Raw genomic sequence first — 22,201 nt, 5'->3', positions numbered from 1 at the left:
GCCTTAATTAAGTACAAAGAGAAAGATAAAACATAATGCAAACATTAAATATTTTGAAAAAAACCTTGCTGATTGGCGCACTGTTTGTGCCGTTGGCAACATGGGCGGCAGACATTAGCTTGCTTAACGTCTCTTATGACCCGACCCGTGAGTTATATGTAGACTACAACGCAGCGTTTGCTAAACACTGGAAAGAAAAAACTGGCGATAACGTGACGATTAAACAATCGCACGGTGGTTCAGGCAAGCAAGCACGTGGCGTGATTGATGGCTTGGCAGCTGATGTGGTGACGCTTGCACTTTCATACGACATTGACGAGATTGGTGCCAAAGCCAAGTTGATTCCGAAAGATTGGCAAAAACGTTTACCGCACAATAGCTCACCCTACACTTCAACAATTGTATTGTTGGTGCGTAAAGGTAACCCTAAAGGCATTAAAGACTGGAATGATCTAACTAAACCAGGTATTTCTGTCATTACACCTAACCCGAAAACATCAGGTGGTGCACGTTGGAATTATTTAGCAGCGTATGCCTATGCGCTTAAACACAACAATAACGACGATGCAAAAGCACGTGACTTTGTGAAGAAGATCTTCAAAAACGTGCCGGTGTTAGACAGCGGTGCACGTGGATCGACGACGACTTTTGTGGAGCGCGGTATTGGTGATGTATTGATCTCATGGGAAAACGAAGCGTTCTTAGCGCAAAAAGAGTTAGGTCCGGACAAGTTTGAAATCGTCGTGCCTACGCTTTCTATTCTGGCAGAACCGCCTGTGACTGTGATTGATAAAGTTGTGGATAAACGTAAAACACGTGCAGTGGCACAAGCTTATTTGGAGTACTTGTACTCTGAAGAAGGTCAGGAAATTGCTGCTAAAAACTACTATCGTCCAACATTGGAATCTGTGGCTAAAAAATACGAGAAGCAATTCCCAAGTATTAGCCTGATCAAAATTGACGATGTATTTGGTGGCTGGCAAAAAGCGCAAAAAACACACTTTGCCGATGGTGGTGTGTTTGACGAGATCTATCAAAAGTAAAGTAACAAAAATTATTTAATAACAAGATTATTTAATAACAATAAGTTAGCTAAGATTGACATGCCCGGTTCCGAACACAATTCGGTCCGGGCTTATTAGGAGACTCTTATCATGAGTACAGTATTAATCGTAGGCGGTGATCAGATTGATGGTCTTAAAAAGATCGTTTCCAAATATGGTCATCATGATATTGAACATTGGTCTGGCCGTAAGGCAGGGGACCATCACAAAAAAATCCCTCAGAATACCGAATTAGTGGTGTTGGTCACTTCTTGGATCAACCACTCATTCACTTACGCAATTAAGCGTGCGGCTAGCAAGCGACAATTGAAAATTGTCTATGCCACCAATCTCACACATGCACGCGAACATCTCATGAAACAGCTAGGGCAAGACAGCGCAGTGTTGTCTGGATGTCGCAAGACATTACAACCATTCATCGTCGTCTAGTTTAACTTAGCTTCATTCTATGTAGCTAACCCCTTAATATTCATGATGTGAGGAGATTGCTATGTCATTCCAATCCGTACAATTTAAAACAATACTCAGCGCCTCGGTATTTATCTTGGCGTGGATATTACTGGCGGCACAAAGTGTTGGCCAGCCTGCCAATTCGCCCAGTATTGAGCAGCGCGTAGTCGCAAAAATTCAACAAAGTGGTAAAGGCGTTATTCTTGGTATAGCCGCACATGGTGAGGATGCCACCGCGTTAACCGATAAGCTGCTCACCGAAGTAGAAAGTAATCGCTATTACGCGCCCGTATTTATTACGTCAGAAGGGCTGGGCTTTCAGCAGCAATTAAAACGTTTTGGCCTTGCCCAAGATCAGCTACCCGCCGTGATTTATTTTAATCAGCAAGGCCATGAAATTTCACGTACTGTGAAAGTCCGTGCTGTCACCAATGCTGTGTATCACACTACAACCTATCACAAAGCAACTGGACACCATGATACAAAAAATACGGATTATCTAGTTGCGCTCTCGCAAGCGCTCAGTTCACTTTAATTTTGGACATAAAAAAGGCTCAATCATGATGATTGAGCCTTTTTTGCATGATCGCTTAGATAAAACTAGGCGACATAACGTGCAGAGGATAACTTGCGTAATACACGCACCATGGCATCTACTTCAGCCGTGGTGTTGTAAAACGCTAGAGAAGGACGCACTGTGGTTTCCAAACCAAAGCGGCGTAAGATTGGTTGTGCACAATGATGCCCGGAACGCACAGCAATGCCTTCCTCGTTCAATGCGGCACCTACTTCTTCACTTTGATAACCTCTGAGCTGAAACGACAATACGCTGGCTTTGTCTTGCGCAGTACCCACTAAGCGGATACCGTCGATTTGGCTCATTGCTTGCGTGGCGTACTCAAGCAATGTGTGCTCGTACCGGGCAATATTTTCAATGCCAATACGTTCAACATATTGCAATGCAGCGCCTAACCCTACTGCATCGGCAATGTTGCCGGTGCCAGCTTCAAACTTGGCTGGCGCTTGGTGATAGACCGTTTTTTCGAAGGTCACATCTTGAATCATATTGCCGCCACCTTGCCATGCTGGCATGTCGTTAAGAACATCTTGCTTGCCATACAATACGCCAATACCGGTAGGCCCAAATATCTTGTGTCCGGAGAACACCAAGAAATCAGGATTTAGCGCTTGTACATCAGTACGCATGTGCGATACAGACTGCGCCCCATCCAACAATACTTTTGCTCCCACACGTTGTGCCATCGCAATCATTTCTGCGGCTGGCGTCACAGTGCCCAAGGCATTAGATACTTGGGTAAACGAGACCAATTTCACTTTGGTGGTCAGTAACTTTTGGTACTCATCCAATAGTATTTGGCCGCTGTCATCCACCGGAGCCACTTTGAGCACAGCACCTGTTTCTTGGCAAAGTTGCTGCCAAGGCACAATGTTGGCGTGATGCTCTAAGTGCGAAATGACAATCTCATCACCTGCGCCCAGATGCTTTTTACCCCAGGTTTTGGCCACTAGGTTAATCGCCTCGGTCGTGCCACGCACAAACACAATATTATCCACCGATGGCGCGTTGATAAAGCGTCGCACGGTTTCGCGGGCTTCTTCATAAGCATCAGTTGCACGCGCAGCTAAAGCATGTGCAGCACGGTGAATATTAGAATTTTCATTCTGGTAAAACTGGCTGATGCGGTCAATCACCACTTGTGGTTTTTGCGTAGTGGCTGCGTTATCAAACCAAATCAGTGGTCGGCCATTCACCAATTCACGCAAGATGGGAAAATCTTTGCGTACCGCATGCACATCAAATGCGGGATGTGCACTGGTAAACGCAGGCACGGATTTGGTGGCTGGAGCAGCTGTCTCCGCCAAAAAATAATAGGCCTGCGAATTTTGTAACAGCGGTAACTGCTCGCTAGCTGGCAAAGCAAGGCTAGTCGCGCTTTGCGGCGTAGCCGCCAATGCATTGTTACCAAACAGCTGCGCTAGCTCAGATTGGTAAGGATCTACCGCGCCAAGTAGCAATTGATCAATGTCTACAACCTGGTGTGCAAGCCCCAATTGTGAAAATGTAGGCAATGCAAATGTAGGCTGTGTAGATATAGGTCGTGCAAGCTGTGGGTGCAAGGCTTCATGATTAGGTAGCGCTTGCGTAGCCAAACTATTCTCTAGTGCAGCGCGTAAGTCGCCATCAGGGAGCGCTGGTGACTGCGTATTTGGTAACACGCTGTCACTGGCAATATGGCTCAACGAGGCATTAGACGGAAAAGATTCCTGCTGCTTGAACGGTGAGCCAGCTGGAAATCCTTCTGCAAAGATTTCATTGGCCAAACGGCTGAGTTCAGCCACATCCAAGTGCCCGGTATGGCTGGCCTCGCGACCAAGCGCCAACGCCGCTGCCATGCGCGGGTGGTCACCCGGCAATGCTGCGAGTATGGCCTCTGGTTCATAGGAGGCCAAATCGTGTGGATTATTTATAGTCATAGTAGTTGCCTACATCTACATTCTCTAGCACGGCAATCGCATCATCGGTCAATACCGCTAATGAGCAATATAAAGAAATCAAGTATGAAGCAATGGCTTTATGGTTGATGCCCATAAAGCGTACAGATAAGCCCATGGTTTGCTGGCCTGGTAAGTTAGGTTGATATAACCCAACCACTCCTTGGCGGCTTTCACCTGTGCGTAACAGCAAAATGTTTGTTTTGCCATTGGTGATGCGTAATTTATCGCAAGGAATCAGCGGTACGCCGCGCCAAGTGATAAATTGTGAGCCGAATAATGCAACGGTTGGTGGAGGTACACCGCGGCGTGTGCATTCGCGACCAAATGCCGCAATGGCTTGTGGGTGCGCTAAGAAAAACGCAGGCTCTTTCCATACTTTAGCCAATAACTCATCTAAGTCATCAGGTGTAGGGTAGCCTGTTCTGGATTTCACTTTTTGGCTGTCGACGATGTTGTGCAATAAACCGTACTCTTTGTTATTAATGAGTTCGCTCTCTTGACGCTCTTTTACAGTCTCGATCGTCAGGCGTAATTGCTCTTTAATTTGGTTATGCGGGCTGCTATATAAATCAGAAACGCGGGTATGCACGTCCACTGCAGTATTCACAGCGTTCAGCACGTACTCACGGCCCCACTCTTCATAATCCACAAAAGTCGCAGGAATCTCACGCTCATCTTTAGCCGAGCAGTCAACTTCAATTGCACTTGGGTCTTTGACTTTATTGACGCGATAGATACCTGCCTCCACTGGCACCCAGTGCAATAAATGCACTAACCAGCGAGGGGTAATCGTACCCATCATGGGTACGGTTTTGGTCGCATTCGATAGCGTGCGTGCAGCAACATCACCTAGGGCGGTGTGTGCTTGATGAATATCAGTCATTGTGTTCTCCTGTTAAAAATTTTGATTACTATTTTGATTGCTTAAGCTGCGTTATCTAAGTTGCGTTATCTAAGTTGCGTTAGATGGTTGTGGTGTGGCATTGGCCACATCTTGTGTTTGTGCTTGGGTAATATTGCTGTTGGGCGGCACGCTTTTGGTCAGCCATACATTGCCGCCAATCACAGAATGCGCACCAATCGTGATGCGTCCTAAAATCGTCGCACCGGCATAAATCACAACATCGTCTTCTACAATCGGATGTCTGGCATCGCCTTTGATGAGATGGCCCTGTGCATTGGTAGGAAAGCGTTTTGCACCTAACGTCACGGCCTGATATAGGCGCACGTGGCGACCAATAATCGCTGTCTCACCAATGACGACACCCGTGCCGTGATCAATAAAGAATCCATTGCCAATCGTGGCACCAGGGTGGATATCAATGCCAGTCGCAGAGTGCGCAACTTCAGAGATAATCCGCGCAATCAACGGCAGGCCCAGTTTGTGTAGCTCATGCGCTAAACGGTAATGAATGATGGCAGCAATCCCCGGGTAGCACACCAGCACTTCATCCAAACTACGTGCCGCAGGATCGCCTTCAAATGCTGCATTCAAATCGGTATCCAGCACCGTACGAATATGCGGCAATTGCTGTGAGAATGTGCGTACTTTGTCTAGTGCTGTCGTGTTACTTGGTGCTTTGGAATGCTCAGTATCGGATGCGTAGCGGAGTTCCAGTTGTACTTGTACATACAAATCACGTAAGGCCGTGTCTAGCGTATGGCCAACAAAATAATCAATACCATCTTCTTGTAGATCCGGCATGCCCAAACGGTTGGGAAACAGCGCCGCAGACAAGCCATCGACAATGGATTGCAAAGATTTTCTAGAAGGCAGTTTAGGTGGATTGTTACGGCGGTGGCGGTGTTCCAGCGAGGTGAGGCGTACTTCACGTAACTCACTCACAATGCCTGCAATGCCTAATGTTTGGTTAAGTGGTTGCGTCATTATGTCCTCTCGTATCTGTTGCAATCTAAAGCGACAGGCATAAAAAAAGCCAGCGGCCTAAGTTAGGCGCACTGGCTTCCAGTTGTCTGGTCAGCAATTGACGAATAAGGGCCTAATATACGCTAAAAACCCTAAAATTAAGTAAAAAAGTGTTAGTTTATTTATACAATTTTATTATAAATATATAATTTTATATTCTTTTACATTATTTTGATGGTTGTTTATATTGAGCACCTTATGGGAATTTAAGGGGTGTAATGCATGCGGTATCTAAGTCTTGTTTTATTGGCATTGCCAAGCTTGGCGTTCGCAGCCACAGAGCTTTTGAATGTGTCTTATGATGTGTCTCGCGAGTTTTATAAAGAGCTCAATCCAGCATTTGTTAAGTATTGGAAAGAGAAAACCGGCGAGACCGTCAGTATCAAACAATCGCATGGTGGCTCCAGCAAACAAGCACGCTCGGTCGTGGATGGCTTGCCTGCAGATGTCATTACCATGAACCGCTCACCGGATATTGATATCTTGTATGAGCGCGGTAAATTGATTCCTAAAGATTGGCAAGCGCGTTTACCCAATGAGAGTGCGCCAACCGCCTCAACCTCTGTCTTTTTGGTGCGTAAAGGCAACCCTAAAAAGATTAAAGACTGGAATGATTTGGTGAAAGCCAATGTGTCAGTGATTATCCCTAACCCTAAAACCTCGGGCAATGGCAAATATAGTTATTTGGCCGCATGGGGCTATGTGCTTAAAAAAGGCGGTAGCGATGCAGAGGCAAAAGCGTTCGTTGCTAGCTTGTTCAAAAACGTACCAGTGCTAGATACTGGTGGCCGTGGTGCGACTACTACCTTTGCCCAACGTGAAATTGGTGATGTATTGCTGACGTTTGAAAATGAAGTCACTCTGATTCAAGAAGAGTTAGGTGCAGACAAGTTTGAAGTGGTGTATCCACCGTTAAGTATCTTGGCAGAGAATCCAGTGGCCTTGGTCGATAAAGTCGTGGATAAGAAGAAAACACGTGCGGTTGCGCAAGCATATTTGGACTTCCACTACTCAGAACAAGGTCAGGCCATTGCTGTGCATCACCATCTGCGTCCACAAGTTGCTGCAGTGGCAGCAAAACATCAAGCTGATTTTCATGCGATCTCACTCTTTAAAGTAGAAGAGTTGTTTGGCAGTTGGGCCAATGCCGAGAAAACGCATTTTGCCGATGGCGCAATTTTCGACCAGATTTATCAAAAGTAGTATTAATCAGGAATGATGTAGAGAAGTAGAGTAAAGCGTATGTCGCAAAGTGGAAAACAAAGTAAAGCGCGCCTAGCGGCGTTAGGCGAAAAGTTAAAGTCATCTCTGTTATTGGAGTTGGATGACTTTAACTTGGAAGCCAATCATACCGGTGAATATACCAGTGAGTTTGCTGGCGTGCATTTGGCCTCTGCTTTTCAGCCGATTTATGATATCCAGTCGGGAGACTTTCATGGACATGAGGCTTTACTCAGGCCCAAGTTGGGCAATATTCAAGAAGTCACCCCGGATTTTGCATTTACCTATGCCGATAAATCAGACAAGTTGGTGAAGCTTGATCGCGTTAGCAGGGCCTTGCATGTACTGAATTATCACGAGATTTTTAAAGAAAACGGCTTGCTGTTTTTAAATGTGCACCCTAGTTTGCTGATGCGCGTGAATGAGCACGGTAAAGTATTTGAACGCATTTTGCATGATCACGCGGTATCGACAGAGCGTGTTGTGATTGAGGTGCGTGATTTTGATACGTTTAAACAAGATACAGAGTTGGCTGTATATGAGCAGCAACTGGCTGCCGCCATTCAAAACTATCAAGACCGTGGCTATAAGATTGCGATTGATCGGTTTGGCAGTGCCAATTCGTTTGTTAGCCGCTTATGGAAAATCGCCCCTGATTACGTTAAATTTGACTTACAGTTGATTCAGCAAGCTGAACATGATCCCTTGGTGCGTAAAGCGTTGTTTGGCTTGGTGCACTTTGTACAAACGCTGGGGGCAAAGCCCATTATTACCGGCGTAGAAACTTCCTCCCAGTTGCATGTGGCTGTCGATGCCGGTGCGACGTTAATTCAAGGGTATTTATTTGGCCACCCAAGCTCGGCCAGGCATCTCAGTACATCTGAAGTGATTAAACGACAATTCGCACAACAGGTCGCGTAACGACATCAATATAATTAAACTGAATATTGTTATAAAAAATAAATATTTAATTGTTATAAAAGAGTTTGTTATATTGCCTTCGCCTACATCAATTAAAAAAACTATGTCCAAAAAAACCAATGTCTTACCGGGGTTCAGCCTTTCGCTAGGATACACACTGCTGTACCTGAGTTTGATTGTGCTCATTCCACTCTCTGCTGCTTTAATTAAAACGACAGAGCTTAGTTTTTCTGAGTTTTGGCATGTGGTGACTGCGCCGCGCGTCATGGCTTCTTACAAACTCACCTTCGGCGCTTCGTTTATTGGTGCTTCTATCAATGCTGTATTTGGGTTGCTTACTGCTTGGGTATTGGTGCGTTATGATTTCTTTGGCAAAAAATTCATTGACGCTTTGGTCGACTTACCATTTGCCTTGCCCACGGCTGTGGCTGGGATTGCCTTAACTGCGGTCTATGCCAAAAATGGCTGGATTGGTAGCTTTTTAGAACCTAACGGCATCCATGTGGCGTTTACCCCAGTGGGTGTGGTGATTGCGCTGACATTTATTGGTTTGCCGTTTGTTGTGCGTACCGTGCAGCCAGTATTAGAGGATTTGGAAAGCGAAACCGAAGAGGCCGCCGCCAGCTTGGGCGCTAATCGTTGGCAAACATTTTACAAGATTATTTTCCCTGCACTGTTGCCGGCACTCATGACTGGGTTTGCATTGGCCTTTGCACGTGCCATTGGTGAATATGGCTCGGTGATTTTTATTGCAGGCAATATGCCTATGGTGTCGGAAATTACGCCACTGATTATCATCACCAAACTTGAGCAATATGACTATACCGGCGCGACTGCGGTGGCGGTGGTGATGCTACTGATTTCATTTCTGTTATTACTCGCAATTAATGGTTTGCAGTGGTGGAGTAGCCGCCGTAACGCCGAAGCAATCGAATAGGAAGTTTCATGACCGCTATTACCGTTACACAACACGTACGCTATCAGACCAAGGTGGCGCATCGCCGCGCGACTTCTGAGCCCGCATGGATTCGCTGGACGCTGATTGCGAGTGCCTTGGCATTTTTAACGCTGTTCTTGTTTGTACCACTGGCAGCTGTGTTTACAGAGGCGCTGCGTAAAGGCTGGGACACCTATCTTAGTGCGTTGATTGACCCAGATGCACTCTCTGCGATTTGGCTCACCTTGATTGCCGCGGCCATTGCCTTGCCGCTGAATCTAGTGTTTGGGGTAGCCGCAGCATGGGCCATTGCTAAGTTTGAGTTTAGAGGTAAGAGTGTCCTCATTACATTGATCGATTTGCCGTTTGCTGTTTCACCAGTGGTCGCCGGGTTGATTTATGTGCTGATCTTTGGCTTGCAAGGCTGGTTTGGCGAGTGGTTGATAGACAACGACATGAAGGTGATTTTTGCAATCCCCGGCATTGTGTTGGCCACAGTGTTTGTGACCTTCCCCTTTGTGGCACGTGAACTGATTCCATTAATGCAGGCACAAGGCAAAGATGAAGAAGAGGCTGCTCTGGTATTGGGCGCATCCGGCTGGCAGATTTTATGGCGTGTGACTCTACCAAACATTAAATGGGGCTTGTTGTACGGCATGATTTTGACCAACGCGCGGGCCATGGGTGAGTTTGGCGCAGTGTCTGTGGTATCTGGTCATATCCGCGGTATGACCAATACCATGCCATTACACGTGGAAATTTTATATAACGAGTACCAGTATGCAGCGGCCTTTGCTGTGGCATCGCTACTGGCATTGCTGGCACTGGTGACGTTGGCGCTCAAAACATTTGTTGAGTGGCAGTCTGCCAAGAATGCGGCTGAGTTTGAGAAAGAAGCGAACGGCTAATGCTTTCGGTCATTGGATACAACACGCACCCAACTGGGCACAACTGGATTAAATAGGGAAATGCAAATATGAGTATTGAAATTAACAATATCAGCAAACAGTTTGGCAAATTTCACGCCTTACAGAATATCAATTTCAATGTGCCTTCTGGTGAGTTGGTGGCATTACTTGGGCCATCAGGCTGCGGTAAAACAACGTTGCTAAGAATTATCGCCGGTTTGGAATCCGCTGACGATGGGCGCATTGCGTTTCATGGTGATGACACCACAGATAAAAATGTGCGTGAGCGGCAGGTTGGTTTTGTGTTCCAGCATTATGCGTTGTTCAGACACATGACTGTATTTGAAAACGTGGCGTTTGGCTTGCGCGTTCGCCCTAAAGCCACGCGGCCATCAGAAGCGGAGATTCGCCGCCGCGTACGTGAATTACTGGGACTGGTGCAGTTGGACTGGCTGGCGGATCGCTATCCTCCACAACTTTCTGGCGGGCAACGTCAGCGTATTGCCTTAGCGCGTGCTTTGGCGGTAGAGCCCAAAGTGTTGTTGTTGGACGAGCCGTTTGGCGCCTTAGATGCAAAAGTGCGTAAAGACTTACGTCGTTGGTTACGCAGGCTGCATGACGAATTACACATTACCAGCGTATTCGTGACGCATGATCAGGAAGAAGCACTGGAAGTGGCCGATAGAATCGTGGTCATGAACCATGGCAAGGTAGAACAAATTGGCTCACCACAGCAAGTGTACGATCAACCGGCATCGCCGTTCGTATATCAATTCTTGGGCAATGTGAATGAGTTTGAAAGCCGCGTTAACAAGGGGCGTGCAAGCATCAATGAGGTCACGGTGGATAGCGTGGAGCATCAGTCTGTCGATGATGCCGCAGCGTTGGCTTATATCCGTCCACATGATATTGAAGTGCTCAAAGAACCCAATGGCGCTCCTAGTTTTTCTGCCACGGTGAACTATATCCACTCCCTAGGCCCGCTGGTGAGGTTGGAGCTACAAAGCCAAGATGATGAACGCATTATTGAGGCTGAGTTGACCAGAGAGCGATTCTTGCAACTGCAACTGATTGAAGGGTCGCAGGTATACTTGCAACCTAAACAAGTGCGTGTATTCCTAAAACACTAAAGGCTATAAGAGAGAGGTTGCTACGTATTGAAAACGATAGCCCTCTCTTCTTAATCGTAATCGTCTGCTTCTGTCATTGGTGTGGCTGCATCACTGTGCTGGCATTCAAACCCAGCTTTTTCCATTTGCAGACGGTAGGTACAGGTCGTGGCGTGCCCCTCTAAATGACCATTAATCGCGGTGGTTTCCTGTTTGCAAAAAAGGCAACGATAGCGATGGGCTTGTCCTTCGATATGTTCCTGCGGGTAATCAATGTAATAACTTCTTATCATCACTCACTCCTTAGCAAATGCACTCAAAAATAGCGCTTTCAGACGATTTCATGTTACCCCTTTTTAATGCATTGGAGAAGTGGCAATGACTAATGCGCATAGGGTTAAATCGTGATAATATGCGCACTTTGCTGAGTAAAGCCAACCTTGTTAAGTGATTGTTTGAGCGTTGTTTTTAGTCAAAAACGCACATTCACCTAAATCATGGCAACTGATCATTGTGCAATCAGCGTAATTTAGAACCTTTATTGTTGACGCATCCGTGGCTTTCAATTCATTTCAAACCAATATCGCAACCGACATGAACGTAGTCGATACGGTAATCCGTCAGTCGCTGCATTCCGAAGTCCCGCTCATTAATCAAGTCTCCGAATACATTATCCATAGTGGTGGCAAACGTTTGCGCCCTGCGTTGGTACTGCTATCAGCCAATATGTTCCAAGGCATTCGTGCAGAGCACCATCATTTGGCTGCGATAGTCGAGTTTATACACACCGCAACATTGCTTCACGATGATGTCGTGGACGAGTCTGATTTACGCCGTGGAAAATCCACTGCGAACCATGTATTTGGTAACGCTGCCAGTGTATTGGTGGGTGATTTTCTGTATTCACGTGCGTTTCAAATGATGGTCAAACTGCAAAATATGCGGGTGATGGAAATTCTAGCAGAGGCCACCAATACGATTTCTGAAGGTGAAGTGTTGCAATTACTGAATGTGCGTAAAGCAGACATTACCGAGCAGGATTACCTAAAGGTTATACACTTTAAAACGGCCAAACTGTTTGAGGCTGCAACCCGTTTGGGTGCTGTGATGAGTGGCGCAAGCAGTCAACAAGAGCAAGGCTTGGCCGAGTACGGCATGCGTTTAGGCACAGCATTTCAATTGATTGATGATGTGCTGGATTTAAGCGGCGACCCAGCACAAATCGGTAAAAAGCTAGGCAATGATTTGGCAGAAGGAAAACCGACGTTGCCATTGCTGTATGCCATTCAGCATGGTACGGCTACAGAGGCAACGCTTGTCAAAGAGGCGATTAGCCAAGGGGATTTGACGCAAATGGAAGCGGTGATGGAAGTGTTAACATCAACCGGTGCATTGGCGTATGTGCGTAATGTAGCAAGAAAAGAGGCGGATCTGGCCTGTGAGGCGATTGCTCCTTTTACGCAGAACCAACACCAGCGTGCGTTGGTTGAGTTGGCCGAATTTTCAGTTACACGTCAATATTAATCACATATAAAAACGGCCTACCAGCATCGCTGATAAGCCGTATATCGTTCTGCTAAACATCTGTTAATTCAACATGATTTGCTCGCCTGTTGCATGGTAATAGCTTAAGTGCGCGCACTCGCTAGTACCGGTAGTCAAGGAGCCATCAAATAGCGCTTCGCCATCTACATCCACCACAGCGTACCCATTGTGATACAAGGTGACCTCTGCTTGTTTCAATGCGTTATGTTTAATCACGTGGTGCTCTGAACCTTGCTTTTGACGCATCATAAAACTAATGCAGGTTTCCTCTTCGTCTTCACCATAAATTTCCCAAGAGCGATCGCCAGTCAGTTGGGCTAACCAGCCTGGCAAATCCACTTCTACGCGACAAATGATGGGTTCATCCCATGCGGGGTGCTCAAATTGATTGAGCTCAACTTGTGTTTTGTCAATTTGCGTTCTATCGAATACTTTATTGTCGTTTGTCATCAAGAGTCCTTTGCTTCAATTACATCTATTATGTGGTGACTGTTAAGTACTATTCAAGAGCCTTGCAATATTGAACTAGCAATTTTTACACCAAAATCATTTTCGATATTGCACACATATATTAACGATGCGATGATGGCAAAAGTTTACATCACCCATAAGGTCATTATGTTTGAAATTTTTGCGCCTATTTCGGAATTGTTGCGTGCCGAACCTGCATTTTTTATCACGCTTTCTGTCGTATTTGGCCTGTTAGTTGGTAGTTTTCTTAATGTGGTGATTCACCGTTTACCTATCATGATGGAGCGCGAATGGCATGCTAACTGCCTTGAATTACAAGGAAAAGATACGCCAGAGCAAGCTAAATATAATCTAGTGACACCGCGCTCCGCTTGCCCCAAATGCCAGCACAACATCACTGCACTGGAGAACATCCCTGTGGTGAGTTACTTGTTTCTAAAAGGAAAGTGTCGTCAGTGTAAAGCACCTATCAGTGCACGTTACCCAATAGTGGAGGCTGTCACCGGCGCGTTGATTGGTGCAGTTGCCGTAAAGTATGGCTATAGCGCTACTACCTTGTTTGCATGGGTGTTTGTGTTTGCGTTGGTTGCGTTAACTTGTATTGATTTTGATACACAATTACTGCCGGATGACATCACCTTGCCGCTGCTGTGGCTGGGGCTGTTGTTCAATTTAAACAACGGTTTCGTCAGTTTGTCGTCAGCCGTCATCGGTGCCATGGCCGGCTACTTGATTCTTTGGTCAATCTATTGGCTATTTAAACTCGTCACTGGCAAAGAGGGCATGGGCTATGGCGACTTCAAACTGTTGGCCGCGCTTGGCGCATGGTTTGGCTGGCAGTTATTACCCGCAGTCATTCTGCTCAGCTCTGTGATTGGCGCTGTGGTAGGCATTGGTATGATTGTGTTCAAAAATAAAGACCGTCAGACAGCGATCCCTTTTGGCCCATTTTTAGCCTTGGGTGGGATGGCCGCATTGTTTTACGGGCAATCTCTCGCTGCTTTGTACTTGGTACAGTAGCGTAAGTATACGATTTGGTGCATGCATGAAAATAGTTGCACTGACAGGGGGCATCGGCAGCGGTAAAAGTATCGCCACGCAAATGCTGAGTAGCTTAGGTGTGCCGATCGTCGATTTAGATGTCATTGCGCACACACTCACTGCAGCAGGAGGCGCGTTAGTGCCGCAGATTGCTACTGAGCTTGGTGGCGAATTTATCACGGAGGAGGGGGCGTTGAATCGGCCGCTGATGCGTGCACTGATATTTACGCAACCAGATGCCAGAGTCAAATTGAACGCCATCATGCATCCAGCGATTTTCGATGAGGCCGTTAAACAACTTGCAGCGTTAGAGACCTCGACTTATGTGGTGTTGGCCATTCCGCTGTTGCAAGAAAGCCAGCGCTATTTGCCGTATATTGACCATGTTCTGGTGATTGATTGTGACGAATCATTGCAATTAGCGCGCGTGATGGAACGCAGTGGATTGAGTGCGCAAGAAGCACAGCAAATTATCGATGCACAATCGTCACGCCAAAGCAGAATTGCAATGGCAGATACCATCATCACCAACAACGCAGGTCTGGCAGAATTTGAAGAAAATATTTATCAATTTCATAAAAATTACATTAATACTTGCATAGTTAGCAAATAAATCTGATAATTCACTGCAATTTACAAATATAAGTAAGCTGACTTAATACCCTATCGTGTCTAGCTACGAATTTCCATTTAATGAGCGTATCAGAACTTATCTTCGCCTAGAGGACTTGTTCACTAAAGTGCTGCATCATGTCAATGTAGGGCACGAATTCAACCATCACGCCGCACTGATCTCCATTCTGCAAATGCTCGATATTATTGATCGCGCAGATTTGAAAATGGATTTATTGCAAGAGCTAGAACGTCAAAAATCCCATCTGCAACATTTGCGCGGTAACCCCAATATTGCAGAAGAGGCTTTAAACACCACGATTGCTAGTCTAGAGAAAAGCGCACTTGCGTTACGAGGTGATACGCTCAAGCTAGGCCAGGCGTTACGAGAGAATGATTGGCTAATGAGCATTAAGCAACGCGCCAATATTCCAGGTGGTGTATGTGAGTTTGATTTGCCGTCTTATCATCATTGGCTGTATTTGGGTGAGGAGCGTAGGCGTAAAGATTTTGAAACCTGGCTATCACGCCTGATGCCGATGCATCAAGCCATCCAAACCATTCTGCAGATTCTTCGAGGCAGTGGTGAGTTAATTAAACACGTCGCACGTCAAGGTGCATTTCAACAGTTGCTAGGCGGTGTGAGACCTGCGCAGTTATTAAGAATTGAAGTGGAAGACTCTCCTTGCTTCCCTGAGGTCAGTGCCAATAAATACGCCATCAACATTCGTTTTAACAGCTTGGATTTTGTGCAAAAACCCAAACAATGTGACCATGATGTTGAGTTTGCCATGGTCATTTGTAATTTCTAGTTTTAAAGTGAGTGTGAGTAAGTCGTGTCAGATACATCCAAAAAGCGTTTAGTCAATTGTCCGCAGTGTGGGCAGCCAGCAGAATTCAGCCCCGAAAACCCATATCGACCATTTTGCTCCAAACGTTGTCAATTGGTAGATCTTGGCGATTGGGCCAATGAGCGTTTTCGCATTCCGGATAACACGCCACCGGAATTGGATGAAGACCAACATTCAAATTGAATTTTGTCTATGTTTGATAGTCTTGATATCAGTAGTCTTCCCCAATTTGTGTTGTTAGAGAGTCGAGTGAAATGAAGCATCCGTTCAAATCATCCTTATTTGTTATGCTGCTGTTAACCGTAAGTCATCTTGCATTGGCTGATGTGGCTATTTCAGAGGCATGGGTGCGAGCCACTGCGCCGGGGCAAAAAGTAGGTGCCGCTTACATGACGCTCAAGAGTGCACAGCCGGCGAAGCTGGTGTATGTTGAAAGCAGCAGCGCGGATGAAGTGGAAATTCACAGCATGACCATGAGTAATGGTGTGATGAAAATGCGCAAATTAGATGTGTTGGCTTTGCAGCCGAACACACCGGAAAAACTAGCGCCGGGCGGCTTTCATTTAATGCTATTTGGTTTGCAAAAACCACTTAAAGTTGGTGAGACAGTCACGCTAAAGCTCTGTTTTAAAGATCAAGCAGATAACATCACGCACCAAAGCGTTACGCTACCCATAAAAGAAGTCAATTAATCACAACTGGTTGATTTTAATCAGCTAGCCATGCACCACGCTGCATGGCAATTCCACGTGCACCACCTTGTAATGCCTTGCTAAGATGTTGGCTGGTCATGCCACCTAGGGCATACACCGGCAACGCATAGTGTTGAATCCAATGTGCAAACGTCTCCCAACCGATTGGGGGTGCATCAGGGTGGCTTAATGTGGCGAGCACTGGCGACAGCACCACAAAATCCAACCCTAATGCAGCAGCATGCGCTAACTCTAATGGGTTGTGACACGAAGCGCTTACTAACAAGTGTGCTGGTCTTTGCTGTAACTGCATTAAATCACGGCTGGTTAAATGGACCCCGTGTGCGCCGAGTTGTCTTGCATGCGCAATGTCTGTATTGATCATGACTTTTGCTTGATACGGGGCACACAGGGCCAGTATTTCTTGTGACAATGCAGAGAGTGCATCACGTGTTAACTGTTTCTCTCTAATTTGAATAAGCTGCAAACCTTGGTCTAGCGCATGCGCCAATGCGCGCATAAATTGCGGCTTTCCCATTTCTGCTATATTGGAAATTGCATATATAGTGGGCAAAGCCAGCGCATGCATAATAGGCGCATTCGCTGGTAATACCGGGCTCACTTGTACATGTTGCGGAGATTGCCAAGACAGGGATTGTCCTTCTAGCGGCATGACTTCACCTTGCCAAGCGGTCACAAAGAAGAAATGGAGCAGTACGGTTTTGGCGCTGGCATCGTGGGTAGCCGGGTAATCGTAACGGCGTGTTATCCATGGCTGAACAGCTGTTGGCGTCACGCCTAGCTCTTCTTGTAACTCACGCGCAAGCGCATGCTCAGGCGCTTCTCCTTGCTCAATTTTGCCACCGGGAAACTCCCACCAGCCAGCCCAGCCTTTGCCCTGTGGTCGGCTGGCTAATAAAAAATCGCCATTCGTTTTTTGTAGAATGGCGACGGCGACTTGCACGACTTTAGTCATCATGGTTTAGTCATGTGCTGGCGTTAACTTACGCTTGCCCGCATAATCACGCGCAAACTGATAGGCGACACGACCACTGCGCGCGCCGCGGGTCAGTGAAAAATCCAAGGCAGCAAGCCGTGCCTCCTCATCAAATGCAATATCAAACGTGTTCAACCAGTTGGCAGCAATGTGCAAATACTCATCCTGGTCAAATGCGTAAAAACTCAGCCATAAGCCAAAGCGTTCGGCTAGCGCGGTTTTTTCTTCTATCGTATCGCCGGGGCGGATTTCACCATCGGCGTAGCGCGCGGGCAGATTGTCGGCAAACATTTCAGGCATCAAGTTTTTTCGGTTGGAAGTGGCATATACCAGCACATTGTCTGAGGTGTTGGCAATCGAGCCATCTAATACCACTTTAAGTGCTTTATAGCCTTCATCATTGGCCTCAAAGGTGAGGTCATCACAAAAAATAATAAACTTTTCTGGGCGGTCGCGAAGCAAGCTGACAATCTCGGCCAAGTGCGTCAAATCGTGACGCTCCACCTCAATCAAGCGTAAGCCTGCTGCAGAAAATTCTGTTAACAGTGCCTTGACCAAGGTGGATTTTCCTGTGCCGCGCGCGCCAGTCAGTAGCACATTGTTGGCTGGCAAACCCTGTAAAAACTGGCGCGTATTGCGTACCACTTCCTTTTTTTGTCGATCAGCAAACAGAATATTCTCTAATTGAATGACATGTGGATGCGAGATGGCCTGCAATTCACCTTTGCCCAGTTTGGCCACCCAACGCCAAGCGATAGCCGACCAATCTATAGGCGCATTTGCAGCAGGTAATAATGTTTCCAGCTTATCAATCAAGCTTTCTGCACGCGTAATTAAGTGTTCTATTGTATTGTTCATTGAGTCGCGCTTTATGACCGATAGTCGGCGTTGATTTTGACGTAGTCATAGCTAAAATCACAGGTCCAGATGGTGACGTTTGCATTGCCGCGGTTGAGTACTACGCGCACTAAGATATCCGACTCTTTCATGATGGCAGCACCTTGCGCCTCTTCATAACTGGCGGCTCTACCTCCTTTTTCGGCAACAAGCACATCACCCAAATACAGTTCCATATTGTTGACGTCTAAGTCATCAATACCTGCATAACCAATGGCGGCCAGAATACGCCCTAGATTAGGGTCAGAGGCAAAGAATGCGGTTTTAATGAGCGGTGAGTGCGCAATGGCATACGCCACTTTGCGGCATTCTGCCTCGTCTTTTCCGCCTTCTACTTGTACTGTCATAAACTTGGTAGCACCTTCACCGTCGCGTACAATGGCTTGCGCTAGTTCAACCGCAACATCCGTAAGTGCATCGCGCAGCGCTGCAAAGTTTGCACTTTGTTCTGTGATTTCTACGTTACCGGCTAGGCGCGTTGCCATCATTATCAAGCTGTCGTTGGTGCTGGTATCGCCATCTACAGTAATGCAGTTAAACGATTTGTTGACTGCGTATTGAATAATGCTTTCGAGCGCAGACTGGCTTACCGCTGCATCGGTAGCGATATAACCCAACATGGTCGCCATATTGGGGTGGATCATGCCGGAGCCTTTGCTGATGCCGGTAATGGTCACGGTTTTGCCATCCAGTTGTAATTGGCGCGACGTTCCCTTGGCCACAATATCGGTGGTCATAATGGCTTCAGCAGCATTCAGCCAATTATCTTCTTTTAAGTTTTGAATCGCGGCGGGCAAGCCCGCAATCACTTTGTCTACCGGCAAAGGCTCTAAAATCACACCTGTGGAAAATGGCAGTACTTGGCTGTCCTTGATATTGAGTAATTGACCCAATGCCTGACAAGTTTGTTGTGCGCGTTGCAAGCCCTCTTCGCCGGTGCCTGCATTGGCACAACCGGTATTCACTAGCAAAGCACGTATGCCTTCATTCTGTGATAAATGCGATTTACATAGCGTGACAGGCGCAGCGCAGAAACGGTTTTGTGTGAACACGCCAGCAACGCTGCTATGTTCTGCCAAGGTAATCACGAGCACATCTTTACGGTTAGGTTTGCGCACATAGGCTTCTGCATAGCCTAACTGAACACCTCGAACAGGTAAAAGAGATGCGGCTTGTGGTGCGCTTAATTGAACAGGCATTACAATGTTCCCATGGAATTTTGAAGTAGTTTATTTTAACGTATTCGCTTTAAGATGGTGCATTGTGTATACCACTATGCGGAATTATTGTTCAAAAGCTGGTGCATTTATTTTGCTAAATAATTCGTTGCTTAGCGCTATGTGATTGATACATTGGCATTTACTATCGCCAAATACTTATTGTGGTACACTTTAATGCTAAAAAAATATAATAAAAACACGAGTGAAGTGTTGGTCCATAGGGCAGGAATTTAGAAGATGGAATCCAAACAAACGCATATTCATATTGAGAAAATCAAGCTGTTGTATATGCACAGCCTTATTCCGATTGTACTGAGTGCGATAGCTGGGTTGTTTTTGGTGGCTGCGTTATGGAAGCTTGCCAATCGTCAGCAATTACTCATCTGGTTCGGTATCACGCTCTTGCTAGCACTGATGCGGATTGTCATTATCTCTCGATTCAAACAGGCTAACCCACAAGGCACTGATGTGCTGCGTTGGGAGCAACCCTTTGCTATCAGCTTGTTGCTGGTGTTTCTTTCTTGGAGCGTTGGGCTTATTTGGATTATGCCCAGAGACAACTTAACGGCCATCTTTATCCTGAATACTTTCTCGCTTGGCTTAGCTGGCGCAGCTATTTCATGGTACAGCCCGCTACGTTATCTGCAAATTGCTTCGGTTTCTCTGGCCTTGGTGCCCATGATTATCGTATTGCTGACATTAGGCTACGACCAAACATTTTGGGTGGGCGTTGCGGCGTGCTGTATGTATGTCTCTTGCATTATCACCAGCATATTGTTGCAAAAAACGTTCAATGGAAACCTAGAACTTGCTTATGATTTACAACAAGCCAAAATGAGCGCAGAGGACATGGCGCGTACGGATGCATTGACCGGCCTGAATAATCGCCGAGCCTTTTTTGATAAGGCGCGATTACTATTCGATTATTGCAAAAGCAACCAGCAACCTGTCAGCGCGTTGATGCTGGATGTGGATCACTTTAAAAATATTAATGATAGTTTTGGTCATGCTTGCGGCGACATGGCGCTGAGCAGTTTGGCGCAACTGCTCAAAAACAATTTGAGAGAATCGGATGTGTTGTGTCGTTTTGGTGGCGAGGAGTTTGCCGTCTTGTTGCCGAATACGCGCGTGAGCGAGGCGGAAGAAGTAGCTAATCACCTAAAACGCACTATGATGAACTCGACCATTATATTGGCACAAGAAAATCTGCTATCGCTTACGGCCAGCTTTGGCGTGACAGACTTTGGGGAAACCTTAGAGGATTTATTAAGCCACGCAGATAAGGCAATGTATAGCGCCAAAAATGGCGGCCGTAATCACGTGGTCAAGTATCAGGCTGAATAGGCCTGTACTTTTAGGTATCACTTAAGCACGGCGCCAAGTAGTCCCTTGCGGCGTGTCTTCCAAAATAATGCCAGCATCGGCTAGTTCTTTACGAATGCGGTCAGCTTCGGCAAAGTTTTTTGTTTTTTTGGCGTCTAGCCTCATTTGAATAACATCTTGAATATCGTGCTCTTCGCCGGAAATGTTAATTGTAATTTTTGCTGAGACATTTCCTATTTGACCTTTAGCTTCAACTCCAGTTAAAGCTCTGGTCACTTCTCTACGGCCTTGCAAATAGGGCTCAGCATCTAGCGTGAGTAAGCCTAAAATGCCACCTAATTTTTTCAAAAGACCAGAAACGCTAGAGTTTTTTGTTTTATTGGCCTCGTTTGCCAAATCAAAAAGTACTGCCATGGCTTCCGGCGTGTTGAAGTCATCATCTAAAGCTGCTTTAAATCTTGCGGCATATTGATTTTCCCAGTCGATATCAATATTTGCAGGTGATACATTCTTCAATGTTAAATAAAATCGGTCATGCGCTTGTTTTGCATCATCTAAATGCTTATCGGAATAATTAAGCGGGCTACGATAATGCGCACGTAAAATGAAAAAGCGTACGACATCTGCATCATATTTGCTAAGCACTTCACGGATCGTAAAAAAGTTGCCCAGTGATTTGGACATTTTTTCATCATCCACACGCACAAAGCCATTGTGCATCCAGTAGTTAGCCATTTGGCAACTGTGTGCGGCTTCGGATTGCGCAATCTCATTCTCATGATGCGGGAATTGCAAGTCTTGTCCGCCACCGTGGATATCAAAATGCGCCCCTAAATGTTCTGCGCTCATGACGGAACATTCGATATGCCAGCCCGGGCGCCCTTTGCCCCAAGGGGAATCCCAATTAGGTTCATTTGGTTTGACGGATTTCCAAAGCACAAAATCCAAAGGGTCTTGTTTAAAGGTATCTACCTCGACGCGCTCGCCAGCACGCAAATCATCCAGGCTTTTGCCAGAAAGTTTGCCATAGTCGTTAAAGCTGCGCACTTTGTAAAACACATCGCCATTGCTTGCTTGGTAGGCGTGGCCTTTTTCAATCAGTTTGGCAATCATATCCAGCATGCCCTGAATATGCTGTGTCGCGCGCGGTTCGATATCTGGCCGAATGATGCCAAGTTTGGCAGAATCTTCATCCATGGCATCAATAAAGCGTTGTGTCAGCACATCAATCGTTTCACCATTCTCATTGGCGCGCTTGATGATTTTGTCGTCAATGTCGGTAATGTTGCGCACATACGTTACTTGGTATTCGCTGGCACGATACCAGCGCGCAACCATGTCAAACACCACCATCACACGTGCGTGACCTAGATGACAAAAATCATATACGGTCATGCCACATACATACATGCGCACCTTGCCAGGCTCAATCGGGGTAAAGGTTTGTTTTTCGCGGGTAAGAGAGTTGTAAATTTTTAACATGCGCAGTGTGATGTAA

General features: G+C 46.3%; 24 protein-coding genes. 15 read left to right on the top strand and 9 right to left on the bottom strand.

Annotation, left to right across the window (positions count from 1 at the left end):
• Positions 1–35 precede the first annotated feature (35 nt).
• The 3 genes from FG11_RS08800 to FG11_RS08790 all read left to right on the top strand — a co-directional run bounded on the left by FG11_RS08800 (position 36) and on the right by FG11_RS08790 (position 2,049).
• Complete coding sequence (locus FG11_RS08800) at positions 36–1,043, top strand: sulfate ABC transporter substrate-binding protein (protein ID WP_047534405.1); 1,008 nt, start codon at positions 36–38, stop codon at positions 1,041–1,043.
• A 111-nt stretch (positions 1,044–1,154) separates the two neighbouring features.
• Complete coding sequence (locus FG11_RS08795) at positions 1,155–1,493, top strand: DUF2325 domain-containing protein (RefSeq protein WP_047534402.1); 339 nt, start codon at positions 1,155–1,157, stop codon at positions 1,491–1,493.
• Between the two features lie 61 nt (positions 1,494–1,554).
• Positions 1,555–2,049, top strand: a complete 495-nt coding sequence (locus FG11_RS08790; protein ID WP_047534399.1) for a hypothetical protein — start codon at positions 1,555–1,557, stop codon at positions 2,047–2,049.
• 65 nt (positions 2,050–2,114) lie between these two features.
• On the opposite strand, the gene FG11_RS08785 is transcribed toward FG11_RS08790, so the two are convergent.
• The 3 genes from FG11_RS08785 to epsC all read right to left on the bottom strand — a co-directional run bounded on the left by FG11_RS08785 (position 2,115) and on the right by epsC (position 5,919).
• Positions 2,115–4,010 (bottom strand): family 2A encapsulin nanocompartment cargo protein cysteine desulfurase, encoded by a 1,896-nt coding sequence (locus tag FG11_RS08785; RefSeq protein WP_047534396.1) that lies wholly within the window; start codon positions 4,008–4,010, stop codon positions 2,115–2,117.
• Complete coding sequence (locus FG11_RS08780) at positions 3,997–4,914, bottom strand: family 2A encapsulin nanocompartment shell protein (RefSeq protein WP_020182709.1); 918 nt, start codon at positions 4,912–4,914, stop codon at positions 3,997–3,999. The genes FG11_RS08785 and FG11_RS08780 overlap by 14 nt, the downstream gene beginning before the upstream one ends.
• A gap of 69 nt (positions 4,915–4,983) precedes the next feature.
• On the bottom strand, positions 4,984–5,919 hold the full coding sequence (epsC, locus tag FG11_RS08775) for a serine O-acetyltransferase EpsC (RefSeq protein ID WP_047534394.1): 936 nt from the start codon (positions 5,917–5,919) through the stop codon (positions 4,984–4,986).
• Between the two features lie 261 nt (positions 5,920–6,180).
• Here epsC and FG11_RS08770 point away from each other — a divergent pair, with 261 nt between their 5' ends.
• From FG11_RS08770 to FG11_RS08750, 5 genes are all read left to right on the top strand, one after another.
• Complete coding sequence (locus FG11_RS08770) at positions 6,181–7,161, top strand: sulfate ABC transporter substrate-binding protein (RefSeq protein ID WP_047534393.1); 981 nt, start codon at positions 6,181–6,183, stop codon at positions 7,159–7,161.
• A 39-nt stretch (positions 7,162–7,200) separates the two neighbouring features.
• Positions 7,201–8,100: an EAL domain-containing protein gene (locus FG11_RS08765; RefSeq protein ID WP_047534390.1), complete on the top strand. Its 900-nt coding sequence runs from the start codon at positions 7,201–7,203 to the stop codon at positions 8,098–8,100.
• 103 nt (positions 8,101–8,203) lie between these two features.
• Positions 8,204–9,037: a sulfate ABC transporter permease subunit CysT gene (gene cysT, locus FG11_RS08760; RefSeq protein WP_025224778.1), complete on the top strand. Its 834-nt coding sequence runs from the start codon at positions 8,204–8,206 to the stop codon at positions 9,035–9,037.
• An 8-nt stretch (positions 9,038–9,045) separates the two neighbouring features.
• On the top strand, positions 9,046–9,945 hold the full coding sequence (gene cysW, locus FG11_RS08755; RefSeq protein ID WP_020182704.1) for a sulfate ABC transporter permease subunit CysW: 900 nt from the start codon (positions 9,046–9,048) through the stop codon (positions 9,943–9,945).
• Between the two features lie 68 nt (positions 9,946–10,013).
• The gene (locus FG11_RS08750) at positions 10,014–11,075 is read left to right on the top strand and encodes a sulfate/molybdate ABC transporter ATP-binding protein (protein ID WP_047534387.1); all 1,062 of its coding nucleotides are present in this window, start codon (positions 10,014–10,016) and stop codon (positions 11,073–11,075) included.
• A gap of 50 nt (positions 11,076–11,125) precedes the next feature.
• Here FG11_RS08750 and FG11_RS08745 read toward each other — a convergent pair whose 3' ends face one another.
• Positions 11,126–11,347 carry a hypothetical protein gene (locus FG11_RS08745; RefSeq protein WP_020182702.1) on the bottom strand — a complete coding sequence of 74 codons (222 nt, stop codon included), beginning with the start codon at positions 11,345–11,347 and terminating at the stop codon, positions 11,126–11,128.
• A 301-nt stretch (positions 11,348–11,648) separates the two neighbouring features.
• On the opposite strand from FG11_RS08745, the gene FG11_RS08740 reads away from it, so the two are divergent.
• Positions 11,649–12,578 carry a polyprenyl synthetase family protein gene (locus FG11_RS08740; protein WP_047536003.1) on the top strand — a complete coding sequence of 310 codons (930 nt, stop codon included), beginning with the start codon at positions 11,649–11,651 and terminating at the stop codon, positions 12,576–12,578.
• A gap of 63 nt (positions 12,579–12,641) precedes the next feature.
• On the opposite strand, the gene FG11_RS08735 is transcribed toward FG11_RS08740, so the two are convergent.
• Positions 12,642–13,049 carry a hypothetical protein gene (locus FG11_RS08735; protein ID WP_020182700.1) on the bottom strand — a complete coding sequence of 136 codons (408 nt, stop codon included), beginning with the start codon at positions 13,047–13,049 and terminating at the stop codon, positions 12,642–12,644.
• A gap of 168 nt (positions 13,050–13,217) precedes the next feature.
• Here FG11_RS08735 and FG11_RS08730 point away from each other — a divergent pair, with 168 nt between their 5' ends.
• The 5 genes from FG11_RS08730 to FG11_RS08710 all read left to right on the top strand — a co-directional run bounded on the left by FG11_RS08730 (position 13,218) and on the right by FG11_RS08710 (position 16,266).
• The gene (locus FG11_RS08730; RefSeq protein ID WP_047536001.1) at positions 13,218–14,090 is read left to right on the top strand and encodes a prepilin peptidase; all 873 of its coding nucleotides are present in this window, start codon (positions 13,218–13,220) and stop codon (positions 14,088–14,090) included.
• 25 nt (positions 14,091–14,115) lie between these two features.
• Positions 14,116–14,724, top strand: coding sequence for a dephospho-CoA kinase (gene coaE, locus FG11_RS08725; RefSeq protein ID WP_047534384.1), 609 nt, complete (start codon positions 14,116–14,118; stop codon positions 14,722–14,724).
• A 55-nt stretch (positions 14,725–14,779) separates the two neighbouring features.
• Positions 14,780–15,535 (top strand): cell division protein ZapD, encoded by a 756-nt coding sequence (zapD, locus tag FG11_RS08720; protein WP_025224774.1) that lies wholly within the window; start codon positions 14,780–14,782, stop codon positions 15,533–15,535.
• A gap of 24 nt (positions 15,536–15,559) precedes the next feature.
• Entirely contained in the window at positions 15,560–15,757 is a 198-nt protein-coding gene (locus tag FG11_RS08715) for a DNA gyrase inhibitor YacG (protein ID WP_020182696.1), read from the top strand.
• 104 nt (positions 15,758–15,861) lie between these two features.
• On the top strand, positions 15,862–16,266 hold the full coding sequence (locus tag FG11_RS08710) for a copper chaperone PCu(A)C (protein WP_200884573.1): 405 nt from the start codon (positions 15,862–15,864) through the stop codon (positions 16,264–16,266).
• A 16-nt stretch (positions 16,267–16,282) separates the two neighbouring features.
• Here FG11_RS08710 and FG11_RS08705 read toward each other — a convergent pair whose 3' ends face one another.
• Genes FG11_RS08705 through argJ form a run of 3 tightly spaced genes read right to left on the bottom strand, consistent with a single transcriptional unit; the run spans position 16,283 to position 19,359 of the window.
• A complete protein-coding gene (locus tag FG11_RS08705; protein ID WP_025224772.1) occupies positions 16,283–17,242 on the bottom strand; it encodes a Nudix family hydrolase in 960 nt (319 codons plus the stop codon).
• Positions 17,243–17,248: 6 nt separating this feature from the next.
• Entirely contained in the window at positions 17,249–18,121 is an 873-nt protein-coding gene (locus tag FG11_RS08700) for an ATP-binding protein (protein ID WP_047534378.1), read from the bottom strand.
• Between the two features lie 11 nt (positions 18,122–18,132).
• Positions 18,133–19,359 carry a bifunctional glutamate N-acetyltransferase/amino-acid acetyltransferase ArgJ gene (argJ, locus tag FG11_RS08695; RefSeq protein WP_047534375.1) on the bottom strand — a complete coding sequence of 409 codons (1,227 nt, stop codon included), beginning with the start codon at positions 19,357–19,359 and terminating at the stop codon, positions 18,133–18,135.
• 258 nt (positions 19,360–19,617) lie between these two features.
• Here argJ and FG11_RS08690 point away from each other — a divergent pair, with 258 nt between their 5' ends.
• On the top strand, positions 19,618–20,724 hold the full coding sequence (locus FG11_RS08690) for a GGDEF domain-containing protein (protein ID WP_020182691.1): 1,107 nt from the start codon (positions 19,618–19,620) through the stop codon (positions 20,722–20,724).
• 21 nt (positions 20,725–20,745) lie between these two features.
• On the opposite strand, the gene cysS is transcribed toward FG11_RS08690, so the two are convergent.
• Positions 20,746–22,185: a cysteine--tRNA ligase gene (cysS, locus tag FG11_RS08685; protein ID WP_047534373.1), complete on the bottom strand. Its 1,440-nt coding sequence runs from the start codon at positions 22,183–22,185 to the stop codon at positions 20,746–20,748.
• Positions 22,186–22,201: the final 16 nt, after the last annotated feature.

The organism is Methylotenera sp. N17, assembly GCF_000799155.1.
GTDB lineage: Bacteria > Pseudomonadota > Gammaproteobacteria > Burkholderiales > Methylophilaceae > Methylophilus.
This window is presented reverse-complemented; position numbering and strand designations above follow the sequence as displayed.